The organism is Thalassomonas sp. RHCl1, assembly GCF_947387555.1.
Lineage (GTDB): Bacteria > Pseudomonadota > Gammaproteobacteria > Enterobacterales > Alteromonadaceae > Thalassomonas.
Genome location: NZ_CANDNZ010000001.1, coordinates 752,005 through 764,394, shown reverse-complemented (window position 1 = coordinate 764,394; position 12,390 = coordinate 752,005). Strand labels below are relative to the sequence as shown.

The 12,390-nt window shown below is 49.3% G+C and carries 9 protein-coding genes; 4 read left to right on the top strand and 5 right to left on the bottom strand.

Features of this window, described 5'->3' with window-relative positions; genetic code table 11:
- Positions 1 to 103 precede the first annotated feature (103 nt).
- The 4 genes from QL234_RS03490 (at position 104) to QL234_RS03475 (ending at position 4,849) form a co-directional block, all read left to right on the top strand.
- Positions 104 to 724, top strand: coding sequence for a DUF952 domain-containing protein (locus tag QL234_RS03490; RefSeq protein WP_281556457.1), 621 nt, complete (start codon positions 104 to 106; stop codon positions 722 to 724).
- 277 nt (positions 725 to 1,001) lie between these two features.
- Positions 1,002 to 3,086, top strand: a complete 2,085-nt coding sequence (locus tag QL234_RS03485; RefSeq protein WP_281556456.1) for a response regulator — start codon at positions 1,002 to 1,004, stop codon at positions 3,084 to 3,086.
- Positions 3,087 to 3,182: 96 nt separating this feature from the next.
- Positions 3,183 to 3,908 carry an SDR family oxidoreductase gene (locus tag QL234_RS03480; RefSeq protein WP_281556455.1) on the top strand — a complete coding sequence of 242 codons (726 nt, stop codon included), beginning with the start codon at positions 3,183 to 3,185 and terminating at the stop codon, positions 3,906 to 3,908.
- A gap of 50 nt (positions 3,909 to 3,958) precedes the next feature.
- Positions 3,959 to 4,849 (top strand): amidohydrolase family protein, encoded by an 891-nt coding sequence (locus QL234_RS03475; RefSeq protein WP_281556454.1) that lies wholly within the window; start codon positions 3,959 to 3,961, stop codon positions 4,847 to 4,849.
- A gap of 9 nt (positions 4,850 to 4,858) precedes the next feature.
- Here the strand turns inward: QL234_RS03475 and QL234_RS03470 are convergent, their stop codons facing one another.
- From QL234_RS03470 to QL234_RS03450, 5 genes are all read right to left on the bottom strand, one after another.
- The gene (locus QL234_RS03470) at positions 4,859 to 6,118 is read right to left on the bottom strand and encodes a HAMP domain-containing sensor histidine kinase (RefSeq protein WP_281556453.1); all 1,260 of its coding nucleotides are present in this window, start codon (positions 6,116 to 6,118) and stop codon (positions 4,859 to 4,861) included.
- On the bottom strand, positions 6,108 to 7,484 hold the full coding sequence (locus tag QL234_RS03465; protein WP_281556452.1) for a sigma-54 dependent transcriptional regulator: 1,377 nt from the start codon (positions 7,482 to 7,484) through the stop codon (positions 6,108 to 6,110). Before QL234_RS03465 ends, QL234_RS03470 begins: the two co-directional genes overlap by 11 nt.
- Positions 7,485 to 7,572: 88 nt before the next feature.
- A complete protein-coding gene (locus QL234_RS03460; protein WP_281556451.1) occupies positions 7,573 to 10,047 on the bottom strand; it encodes an FtsX-like permease family protein in 2,475 nt (824 codons plus the stop codon).
- Positions 10,044 to 10,778 carry an ABC transporter ATP-binding protein gene (locus QL234_RS03455; protein ID WP_281556450.1) on the bottom strand — a complete coding sequence of 245 codons (735 nt, stop codon included), beginning with the start codon at positions 10,776 to 10,778 and terminating at the stop codon, positions 10,044 to 10,046. The genes QL234_RS03460 and QL234_RS03455 overlap by 4 nt, the downstream gene beginning before the upstream one ends.
- A 53-nt stretch (positions 10,779 to 10,831) precedes the next feature.
- Complete coding sequence (locus tag QL234_RS03450) at positions 10,832 to 12,073, bottom strand: HlyD family efflux transporter periplasmic adaptor subunit (protein ID WP_281556449.1); 1,242 nt, start codon at positions 12,071 to 12,073, stop codon at positions 10,832 to 10,834.
- Positions 12,074 to 12,390 lie beyond the last annotated feature (317 nt).

Here is a 12,390-nt window from a genome sequence, read left to right as displayed (position 1 = left end):
AAAAAATCATATTCTCCCACCTATAAAAGCTTTTGTGCATAAGTGCTTGCCTAGTAAGGTTATAGTGACTTAACATCTAGACAAAGCAACCAAGGAGGTAAAAGTGGCTTTATCACTCGCAATCAACTCGGTACTCAGAGCCGATCACTATTCATCACTTAAGATTGGCCAGGAATATCACTTTGAAAAAACAGACTGTGATACTTTTTTTGCCAATACGCCGCTATGGTTAGCCCGCAATGACTGGACCGCACAGGCGGAAATCAGCATAGTCTGCCAAACCCGGGCCGGTAATAACTTAACCGGTAAATTCCGTGTCGATTATATTTATCAGGACAGCGAACAGGCAGCGGTTAGCGCCCTGTTTATCCGGATGTTCGCCGGCATCAGTGAAGATTATATTTACCTGTTATCATCTAAGGCAGAATACCAGCAAGCCCAGCAAAGCGGAGAGCTGGTGCGGGATTCATTAACTGAAGAAGGTTTTATCCATGCATCCCCAAAACATCAGTTAACCCGAATTGCCAATAAATATTACACCAAAACCATAGAGCCGCTGGTCATGGTGGTGGATAAGTTCAGGATCACCAATGAAGTAAAATGGGAACCCGCCACCGGCGGCTTGTACCCCCATATCTATGGCCCGTTAAATATGGATGCGGTCATTCGAACTGTGCCTATAGCCTTAAACGCCAGCGGCAACTTTGAGATCAAAAACATTTAATTGCCCTTTCACAACCCTTTGACAACAACAGAGGCGTAAATGTTATCCCCGTTTATCCGCCTCTTTAATCTTGCTTAAACGCCAGGCTCCAGCTCCTAAACTTCCCCCTTAATCAAGGTCCCGCTTGCAGCCTTATCACCGGCAAGCCTGTGCGTATTTGTTAAGTAAATGATGACCCTAACGCCATATTGCCATGCAATTTTGTTAATGATGATCAATACTTACGCTAAGTGAACCTCATTAACGCCACGATTTATTTTCACAAAAGGATCCGGTTATGGCTGAAATCGAGCCTGAAGATAAACAGTTGATTTCTTTCTTAAAGAGCGCACTTAACGCCAGCCCGGATCTTATTTTTGCCAAAGATATCCGCTTACACTACCAGGCTGTCAACGATGCCTTTGCCCGGTTCATCAAGCTTCCCTGCGCACAAATCCTCGGCTTTAAAGATGAAGAACTTTTTTCAGAGGCTGATAGACCGGCATGGCTCGGCGGCAGCGACCATCAGGTATTACAAACCCTTAACCCCGTCAGGCGTGAGCAATGGGTGAAACAGGGAAATGAAACGATATTGCTCGATATCCTCAAATCCCCTATTTATAACGACCAGGGGAAAGTTATCGGCTTGCTGGGGATCTGCCGCAATATTACCGACCATAAAAAAGCCCAGCAATCTCTCCAGGCCGAAAAAGAAAAAGCCGAGCAGGCAACCGCCGCCAAGTCTGAATTTCTCGCCCGTATGAGTCACGAAATTCGTACCCCGATGAACGCAGTACTGGGATTAACCCGGCTCACCATGAATACTGAGCTTAACCCTGAACAACTCGATTATATGGAAAAGCTGTTAAGCTCGGGGGAAGGCCTGCTTAATCTCATTGATGATATTCTTGATTTTTCCAAGATTGAAGCCGGCAAACTGACCCTGGAACATACCACTTTTAGTCTGGAAGAGCTGATCCGCCAGAGCATCAATTTAACCGCCATCAATGCCCACCTTAAAGGCATAGAGCTGATCACGGATATTGCCAGTGATATTCCCGAGAAATTAATCGGAGACCCTTTACGCTTACAGCAAATCCTGGTTAACCTGCTCAACAATGCGGTAAAATTTACCGATATCGGCACCGTCTGCCTGAAAGTGCGCATTAAAGCAAAAACCGAGCAACACCTGGTACTGCATTGCACAGTGATAGATACCGGTATCGGTATCAGCCAGGGACAACAACAAAACTTATTCGACTGCTTTACCCAGGCAGACGACTCCATGACCCGCAAACATGGCGGCACCGGCCTTGGCCTGGCAATATCAAAACAACTGACCGAACTAATGTCAGGCAATATCTGGCTAAGCAGCAAGCCGGGTCAGGGGTCCCAATTCCATTTTACCGCCCGGCTCGGGCTAACGAAAGAGCAGGTCAACCTGCAACCGATCGAGAAACAACAGGTAGCAAACCTCAAAGTTTTGGTGGTCGACGATACCAGGGTCGCGAGAATGGTACTGCTGGCCATGCTCAGCTCCTTAGGGATCAGCGCGGATCAGGTTGATAATGCCATGGATGCGATAGCGAAAATCAAACAGGCGCGAGCTGAAAAAAGCCCTTACGACCTGATCCTGATGGACTGGCGTATGCCGGACATGGACGGCCTAGAGGCTTCCCGGGAAATTTACCGCTTGCATGACTCGGCAGCACCGCCGATTTTAATGGTATCGGCCTTTGACAAAGATGAAGCAAAAAACAATGCCTTAAAAAGCGGCACCTGCATCCATCAATTTATCGAAAAACCCGTGAGCCAGTCGACCCTGGTAGATGCTATTTCTACGATTTTAACCACCCCGACCCCACAAGCGCTGGCCAAGGACCTGATAAGTCGCGGCATAAAAACAGAAATCCCCGGGCTGCCCCCTCAAAGCAACACGGTAGCCGGGAGAAAAAAAGCAACGGCGCCCGATTTCTCCGGCTTTGATATCTTAATTGTCGATGATAACGAGTTAAATTGCCGGGTCGCCCAGGGTTTTCTAAAAGATAGCCGCATCAATATCGACCTGGCCGAAAATGGCCTGGTTGCCATTGAAAAAATACAGCAACACCACTACGACCTGATCTTAATGGATATCCAGATGCCGCAAATGGATGGCCTGAGCGCCACCAGCCATATACGTAAGATATTAAGGCTTGAACACTTACCTGTAATAGCCATGACCGCACATGCCATGGAAGCGGATATTATCCGTAGCCGCGAAGCCGGTATGACCGCCCATCTGACCAAACCCATTACCCCGGAAGTTTTATACCAGACCTTGCTCGACCATTTACCTGAACGCCCCCTGGCCAGGGAAAGGCCGGGACAGCAGGTAAAGTAACAGTATTAATGCTGGCAGAAAAAGCCGCTAAGCTTTATTATCCTAAACCTTTTAACAAAGCATTTTGCCAATCACTTACTGGAATAAAACAAAGCAATGAAAAGGGTATGTATCGTCACCGGCGGCAGTTCAGGTATTGGCCTGAGCATAGTACAGAAATTTTTAACCCAGGGTTACCGGGTCTTTAACCTGGATTTAACCCCTTCAGGCGAAGGCGAATTTTGCCAGTGTGATATTACCCAAGTGCAGGAAGTTAACCGCATCATAACAGAGATTGCCCGGGAACATGTCATCGATGTGTTAGTGTCCAATGCCGGTATCCATTACTCCGCCACCATCGAAGATACCCCGGAAGAAGATTTGGACAAGGTTTTTAATATCAATGTCAAAGGCGCCTATGCCGCGATCAAAGCCGTGCTGCCCAATATGAAAGCCAACAAGGGCGGTGCCATTATCCTGATCTCTTCCGATCAGGCGCTGATCGCCAAACAAAATTCTTTTGCCTATAACCTGAGCAAGGCTTCCCTGGCCTCGATCGCCAAAACCACCGCCCTGGATTATGCCCGATATAATATCCGCGCCAATGCCGTTTGCCCCGGCACCATAGAAACCCCCTTGTACCATAAGGCAATAGATAACTACTGCCAAAAATCCGGTGCCGATAAAAACCAGGTGCACAAAGAAGAAGCGGACCTGCAACCTTTGGGACGACTTGGTCAGCCGGAAGAGGTGGCTGAACTGGTCTCATTTCTTGCCTCAGACAAAGCCGGCTTTATCACCGGCAGTTTGCAGGTGATCGACGGCGGCTATACCGCGCAATAAAACGGTCATAAATAAAGAAATTAAACCATAAAACAAAGATCTCTTCGCCTATGTCCATTGAAAACATCATAGATCCCCACCTGCACCTGTTCGATTTAACCCAGGGGGAGTATGCCTGGTTGGCACTCGATAACCCCCCTTTCTGGCAAGATAAGGGCAAGATCAACCAAAACTTCACCGAGTCCGATTTAACTCCGGCTCCTCTGAGCCTGGCGGGTTTTGTCCATATCGAAGCGGGATTTGACAATGCCCGTCCCTGGCGGGAAATAGCCTACCTGGAGCAAAGCTGCCGTTTGCCCTTTAAAAGCGTCGCTTTTATCGATCTTGAGCTTGAGCCTATGGTATTTGAGCAGCAGCTGATGCAACTGCTCACTTACCCCTCGGTAACGGGCTGTCGCCACATTCTCGATCAGCAAGCCATTGAATTACTCGAACAGCCCAAGGTGCAAGCTAATTTAGGGCGCTTAGCCGATGCCGGATTAAGCTTTGACCTGCAGATGCCACTGGCAGACGATAAAGCCGTCACTGTACTGGCCAAAATACTCGAACAAATACCGGGGTTAAACGTCATCATCAACCATGCCGGCTGGCCTCCCTACCTTGAGACGTTAACGGCGGCAGCAGATAAGCAAACCGGTAACTGGCAAGCCTGGTTATCGGGCCTGAAACGCTTAAGCGCTTTTGACTCGGTGGCAATAAAATGCTCCGGCTGGGAAATGGCCGAGCGCCAATATCAGCTGTCGTGGGCAGGCGCTGTAATAGCCGAGTGTATCCGGATCTTTGGCGAACAGCGGGTGATGCTCGCCAGTAATTTCCCCTTATGTTTATTTAGCACCACTTATAGCGGCTTGTGGCAAGATTACCTTAAACTTGCCTATAACGAACAGCAGCTTACACAACTGCTTTATGATAATGCCGCCACCTGGTACGGTTTTACCTGAGGCTCGCAGCTAAAAAGGCAAGCTGATCTTAACCACAGCGCCGTTTTCACCGTTTTGTGGGATCAGCTCGCCGCCATGCAGGCGGATAATTTGCGCGCACAACGCCAGGCCTATGCCTGAGCCGCCGGATTTCGTGGTATAAAAAGGCGTCAGCACATTATCCAGGTTGGCAAAGCCCGGGCCGTTATCTTTAACCGTCAAAAACTGCTGGTTATTTTCATGATAGAGGCTGATATCTATCTCCGGCGTTTCATCACTTTGCTGGCTTTTGGCTTCAACGGCATTTTTCAACAGATTGATCAACAGCTGGCTCAATTGCCCGGCATCACCATAACATAAGGCTTCACCGCGATAATTGACCCTAACCGCATCCGGCAGCATGCCCCGGGCTTCATCCAATATAGTGTTAAACTCAAACCAGCTGCAGTTGACCGACGGCAACTGGTTTAACCTGGCATATTGCTGGATAAAACCAAGTAAACGCTGGCTGCGCTGTAAGATACGCTCGAGCACCATACGCACCTGGGGAGGCGAAAACTGTTCGCTGCTTAACAAGGTATCCGCCATCGAGGCCATAGGGGTCAGGGAGTTCCTCAGTTCATGGCTCAGTACCCGGACAATATTTTTCTGACTGGTGATCTCCGCCTGGTTCAGGCTGTCACTGATATTAAGTGCAGAAAACAACCAGTAGCTTTGCCCCTGCTGGTGATATTCTATGGTATTGACTTGCCAACCGGCGGCGAAGGCGGGATGACAGATACCGTCTTGCTGCCAGCAAAATCCCATTTCCTGCCCCGGTTTTCCCTGGAGCACCGGCTGCTGGATCAAGACATTGGCGGCATTATTACTATAAAGCAAGGTTTTGTTATCATTAAACAGGCAAACAGGTAAATGCCAGCTATCCATGATCTGGCTCACCAGCTGTTCAACCGTGACCAGCTGCTGTTGCTCGCGGCTTTTCACCTCGGCTAAACTTTCAATTTCGGCAAGTAATTCGCTAAAAAGCTCGTTTTTTCCCGCCGCCAGCAATTGCTGGCGATGTTCACCCTCTTTGAGCATCTGGGTATAACTGGTTAGCTGCATCAGCGGCAAACTCCAGAAGCGCCATACCCGCCAGCTAAACCAGATCAAGGGATAGAGCACGACAAACAGCAGGGTAAAGACACCGAGGTGGCTCCAGTTAAGACTGTAAAGCAGCGCCGTTAACAGGGAGAGAATAACAGCACAAACCAGCACCAGGGCGGAAATAACTTTGGACTCACGCGTCATAGACAATGCCAAATTTTTCCAGCCGGCGGTACATGGCATTGCGGGAAAGTCCAAGCAGCGGCGCCGCTTTGGCGACATGGCCGTTAGTGGCGGCCAGGGCTTTGCGGATCAGTTGCTGCTCCAGCGCTTCCAGTGGCTGCAGCGGTACATCAAAATCCGTGCTTTTACTGCCGGACAGGCTTAACCGGGATGAGGTGATTTCGCTATTATCCGGGGCCAGCAATACCGCCCGCTCCATCACATGACTTAATTCACGGACATTACCGGACCAGGTATGCTGCTTTAATGTTTCCAGGGCGCATGCACTCAGCACCAGGCCCTTTTTCTGATAGCGGCCACTGAAATGACCAATAAAGTGTTCAGCCAGGGGGGCAATATCAGCAATACGCTCCCTTAACGGCGGCAAGGTCAGTACCAGGGTATTTAAACGAAACAATAAATCCTGGCGAAAGGCTTTATCCGCCACTTGCTGCTCTAAATCGGCATTGGTGGCGCTGATCAGGCGAACATCGGCGGTTTGGGTTTTACTCGACCCCAACACTTCATAGTGGCCGCTTTCCAGTACCCTTAATAATTTCGGCTGCAGGGTCAGCGGCAAGGTGCCGATCTCATCGAGAAACAAGGTGCCCTGTCCGGCTAATTCAAAACGCCCGACCCGGCTTTGTTTGGCATCGGTAAAGGCGCCTTTTTGATGGCCAAATAATTCGCTTTCAAACAGGTTATCCGGGATCGCCGCCATATTCACGGCAATAAAAGCATGGCCGCTGCGCTGTGACAGCTTATGTATCCGCTGCGCCAGCTGGGATTTCCCGGTGCCGTTTTCCCCTAAAATCAGGATATTGGCATCGGTTTTTGCCACCTGCTCCACCAGGGCATCCAGGGCCTTCATCGGCTCGGACTGACTGATCCACACTTGCTTTTCGGCGCCGTCGCCGCTGAGCAATTGCTCAAAGCCGCTGTTTTTTTGTTTTAATTTTTGCAGCTGTAATTGCTGCTCGATGCTTTGCAGCAAGCGGTGTTTATCCCAAGGCTTTTCGATAAAGTCCCCCGCTCCCTGCTTTAATCCCGCTACCGCCAGCTCGATACTGCCCCAGGCGGTCATCAGGATCACCGGCAATTGCTGTTGCTGTAAAAAAGCCAGCTGTTCCAGCCCTTCGGCGCCGCTGGTGGTATCCCGGCTGAAGTTCATGTCCAGCAGCACCAGATCCGGGTTATCCTGATTGACCCTGACGGCGATTTCCTTGGGCGATGCCGCCTCTATTGTCTGATAACCGTGGGCATTCAGCAATAACGCCAGAGACAGGCGAATATCCTCGTCATCATCGGCGATCAGTATTCTGGCAGCAGCACTTGCAGGTTTTTCCATTTTCTATGCTCTTTTATCTCTAATAAATCAACAATAACAAACAAGCAAAACCCCGCAGGGTTTTACTTTAGGCGCCGGCGCTCATTATTTACAGTTCCCGCAGCGCCTGCATCGGATCTGCCTTGATAATACGCCAGGCCGGCAGGGCAACCGCCACCAGCACGATGACAATCAAGCCGATATCCAGCAATAACATGGTATTCCAGTCAAAACTTGGCATCATGCTAACCTGTTCTTTTACCTGTGTATAGCCAAAGACCGACAGGATAAAACCTAAACTCAGACCGGCAACCAACATCCATAAGGCTTCTTTGAAAATAATTTTCAATAAACCGCTCTGTTTGGCGCCTGTGGCCATACGTACCGCCAGCTCATAACGCTTCTGGTTGGTGGTCAGCTGGGTCAAACCGGCAACACCGATCACCGCCAAGAACAGGGTTAACCCGGTCATGGTTAAGATCACCGCTAAACTGATCCTTTGTTCCAGGGTTTGCTCGTCCCAGCGATCCGCCAGCGACTGGACTCTTAAATCGATCAAGCGGGGGAATTGCTGCTTCAGCGTCTGCTCGATTGCCACCTGCTCAAGGCTTTCCCCTTGCGGCATTAATACCGTTAACCGTAAACGCGAGCTGATATTTCCCGGGCTGGCATAAATGGTAGGAAAAGCCAGTTCATCCAGCGAACCTGTGCGGGCTAGGGTATTGACTACGATGCCGATGATCACACTCGGCTGTACATTTTCGCCTAAACCCGGCGTCAGGGTTTTACCTATCACCTGCTGATAAGGGACGCCGGGAAACAGTTTATTCGCCATACGTTCATCAATCACGATCACCCGCTCGTTTGCCGCTATTTGCTGCCGGCTTGGCCCCTTGCCGGCAACAAACTCAATACTAAAGGCAGAAAAGTAGTTAACGCTAAACTCCCGGCTTAAAAACAAGACCTGCTCAGAGCGCTGCTCATCCATCATCACATTAATATCTATCTGACGGCTTAACGGACTGGTGCTGGTGGTAACCACCTCACTGCCGGGCAATAAGGCGCTGATTGAAGCCGTCAGCTCTTGATGTAACTGCTGATATTCACTGCCGGCATATTGTTCAAACTCCCCCAAGGAAGCGGCCCAGTTATCATCGCCATATTCCCAAGTTAATTCATAACTGTTATTAAACTGATAACCCAGGTCCTGGTAGACCACATCATAACTTTGCTTGGCCAGCATCACAGAGCCGGTTAACAACACCGTGGCCAGGGATAACTGTAATACCATCAACAGCCGGCTCAGTCCCTGTTTGCTCTGGGCGGCAATACCTTTACCGCTGCTGTTGAGGGTATCATTGAGGGCCTGTTTGTTGACATCAACTAACGCCACCAGAGAAAAAATAACCGTCAGAAAAATTACCATAATAAAAGCCATGGTAATGGTCATCATATCCAGGGCGAGCATATCCAGCAGCGGCAGGGTTTCACCGGCAATCACAGGCAAGCCCCGCAATGCCCAGCCGGAAACCAGCAGGCCTAACACGGCAGCCAGAATAAAACTGGGCAGGTTTTCCAGGATCAGCATAGTGCGTAATCGCGCCAGGCTCGCTCCCAGGCTAAGCTGAATCGCAAATTCTTTACTGCGTCCCTGGTAGTGGGCGATAAACAGGTTTAATAAATTCAAACTGGCCATGATCAGTAAACCGATCACCGCGGCCAAAAGAATAAGCACTAAGGTTTCACTCTCTTGCACCAGGCTATCGCGATAGCGGTTTTGTTCAATCAACAAAGGTTTCGATTTCACAAACTCAATAAACTGGGGCGTATCAAAATTTGCTGTCAGGTAGTTATCGAACCAGTTAGTTAACATCTGCTCTGTCGGTAATTCCTGGGTATTGGCCCTTAACAGCAGCTGGGTCACCGAGTTATCGATACTGCCGGTATCTTCTTGCGCCAGCAGCTTTTCTGGCTCAGTGATCAACCAGATTTGTTGCGCTAAGATGGCCTGTTCTGATCCCACGGCGCTGATGTCCTCGATCACCCCCGCCAGAATATAAGACTTATCACCAAGGATAATGGTTTCTCCCAGGGCCGATTCCCGCCCGGAAAAGGCCTGTTGCCATAACGAATTTGAGATCCAGATACTCTCTTGTGGCGCGGTTTTATCTGTGCCTTGCCCTATTAACAAGGAAGTGCCCAAGACATCCAGGATATTGCTTGAGGCGTCATAATAACTCACAGGGTAAGTGACATCATTAATCACCGCCTGTCCCTCATCGGCCCGGATTGCCCCCCACTGACCATAGCCGGCAAGTTTTTGCTGGAAATCCGCCATACGGCGCCAGTTGAAAAAAGAGACTTGCAGGCTATCGGATATTTGCAGGCGCATCGAAAAGCTGTGGAGGTTTTCTTCATCCTTAATCCCCGGCAGCGGCTTAAACAGCAAAACCGAAACAATCGCGATAACACTAAGCACCGCCGCCAGGGTCAGCCCTAAGGTCACAATCAGTGGCAGGCTCAAGCGCGGCAGCGAAAAAACCCGGCCGATACCATGTAAAAATGAACGTTTATAAATACTCATGCCGCCCCCTTAACCTTTTGCTCGGTAACTATCTGACCGTCAAGCAGCTGAATTTGCCGGTTGGCGCAGCGGGTATAGCGGCTGTCATGGGTTACCATGACTATGGTTGCCCCCTGCTTATTGAGCTCGGCCAATAGATTCATCACCTGATCGCCGTTTTTGGTATCCAGGTTGCCTGTAGGCTCATCCACCAATAATAAATCCGGCTCCCCCACCAAAGCCCGGGCGATGGCGATACGTTGCTGTTGCCCCCCGGATAACTGGTTAGGCTTGTAGTGTTTTCTATGGCTCATGCCCACTTGCTCCAGGCTGGCTTCCACCCGGGTTTTAACTTCATCTTTACGGCAATTCCTGTGTTCTAATACTAAGGCGACATTCTCAAACACAGACAAGGTATCGATCAGGTTAAACGACTGGAACACATAACCGATATGGCGGTTACGTATCTGGCTGCGCTGATCTACGGTTAAACCCGAGGTCTGGATATCGCTAAGCTGGTAATCCCCTTCACTGGCACTGTCCATCAAGCCCATAATGGACAACAGGGTAGACTTGCCGCAACCAGAAGGGCCGGTAATGGCAACAAACTCCCCCTGGTAAATATCCAGGGAAATACCCTGTAAGGCATGGGTTTGAATTTGCTGGCCGGTATAAGACTTATGGATATTGTTCATGGTCACAACGGCTTTTTGTTGTTCTGATAAATTACTTGCTGTATTGGCTGCTTTCATGCTTTTTCCTTTAATTCTTTACTATCGATATCTTGTTATCTGCTTGTTATTCATTAATGCACAAGTGAAATCTGTGCGTATTGGGTAAACCCTTCCAGGTTACTGGTAATAATTTCATCCTTGTTTTCAAGGCCGCTTTTCACCATGAGTTTGCCCTGGGAGAGTTCACCGAATGTGACTTCTTTTTGCCTGGCCAGTCCGGCCTCATCCCGTACGAAAACTTGCTGCGTACTGTGGGGGCGCATTCCTGAAAACTGCTTGATATAAAGGGCATCCGGGGCGGTTTTCATAAAAATGCTGGCGGTAACCGGCAGCGCCGGACGGGCATTACTGGTCAGCGCCGAGTCAAGTACCGCCTCCGCCAGCACCACACCATTAGAGACTAAAGTTTCAATGCGGGTAATATGGCCGCTAACCAGGCCTTTTTGCGTGTCTATGCTGACAGGTGCATTGAGATCGATTTGATCCGCCAGCCGCTGCGGGATACGCAAACGGGCAATCAACTCCTGATCGCTGCCCACTTTGGCCAGCGACTGCCCCAGCTGTACACTTTGTCCCAATTCAACTTCCAAAGCCTGTACACTACCGCTAATCCCAGCCCTGACCTGCATGTTCTCATATTGCGCTGTCAGCACTTCAATATTCGCCTGCTGCTGGGCTATTTCAATATCCCGCTGCTTAAGCTGGAATAGCTGCATCTCCTGCAACTGTTGATATTTTTCCTGCTCAAACACTAAACGCTTCTTTTGTTGCTTAACCGCTAATTTTGCCCGTTGCAACTCAATTTTAGCGGCCACGCCCCGCGACATTAAATCCTGATTGACACTCAGCTCCAGCTCAGCCTCTTCAATGGCCGCTTCAATATCGGCAATGCTGCCCCGGTAATTCAGGCGCTGGTTTTGTTGTTCAAACTCAAAAGCCGCTTTTTGCGCTTGCTGCTGTGCCAGCAGGCCTTTCGCCTGATTTAATTCCTGCTCAAGCTTAGGGTTCGACAGGCGTAAAATAACCGTATCCTGTGTCACTTTGGCTCCCGGGCGAATCAACACCTCGGCGACCTTGCCTTGTGCCGGCGCCGTTAATAACCGCTCTTTGGCAGAATAAAACTCACCGTAAGCTTCAGCATAAAGGTTTAACTCTCCCTGCTGCACCTTGGCAAAAGTTAAGTTATCAATATCGATATCGGGAATAGCGCTACCGGTTAGACCATAGGCGGCACAGGCAACCCCGGTAGCCAATGCCGCGGCAATTAACCATTTTCGTCTTTTATAACGGTTTGTCGTCAGTTCTATTTTCATGGCAAACTCCATATCTCTTTATCTGTCCCGAGTGATTTTCCCGATAAAGTCATGGGTAAATCGCTGCTGAGAATCTCGATATTGGAAGTATCGTGCCAACAAGAACATCACCTTAAAAACAATAACTTACAAGAAACCCTTTCACTACAGCCAAGTCTGGCTGTTCGCCTTTGGTACCGCCATACCCATTACCGAACAATAAAGCGAACAAAAAAGCGAACCGCTGATGATTGCGCATTCACAAATAAATTTACGATAAACTGACCGCCTTAGTGCCTTTTATGATTAAAATAACAAATATAAAAAAGAAACAGGAG

Bases quoted from the DNA above. Each gene is read 5' to 3' on its own strand.
- QL234_RS03460 (WP_281556451.1), bottom strand. From the start codon at position 10,047: ATGAGTATTTATAAACGTTCATTTTTACATGGTATCGGCCGGGTTTTT.
- QL234_RS03450 (WP_281556449.1), bottom strand. From the start codon at position 12,073: ATGAAAATAGAACTGACGACAAACCGTTATAAAAGACGAAAATGGTTA.
- QL234_RS03465 (WP_281556452.1), bottom strand. From the start codon at position 7,484: ATGGAAAAACCTGCAAGTGCTGCTGCCAGAATACTGATCGCCGATGAT.
- QL234_RS03470 (WP_281556453.1), bottom strand. From the start codon at position 6,118: ATGACGCGTGAGTCCAAAGTTATTTCCGCCCTGGTGCTGGTTTGTGCT.
- QL234_RS03480 (WP_281556455.1), top strand. From the start codon at position 3,183: ATGAAAAGGGTATGTATCGTCACCGGCGGCAGTTCAGGTATTGGCCTG.
- QL234_RS03485 (WP_281556456.1), top strand. From the start codon at position 1,002: ATGGCTGAAATCGAGCCTGAAGATAAACAGTTGATTTCTTTCTTAAAG.
- QL234_RS03455 (WP_281556450.1), bottom strand. From the start codon at position 10,778: ATGAAAGCAGCCAATACAGCAAGTAATTTATCAGAACAACAAAAAGCC.
- QL234_RS03475 (WP_281556454.1), top strand. From the start codon at position 3,959: ATGTCCATTGAAAACATCATAGATCCCCACCTGCACCTGTTCGATTTA.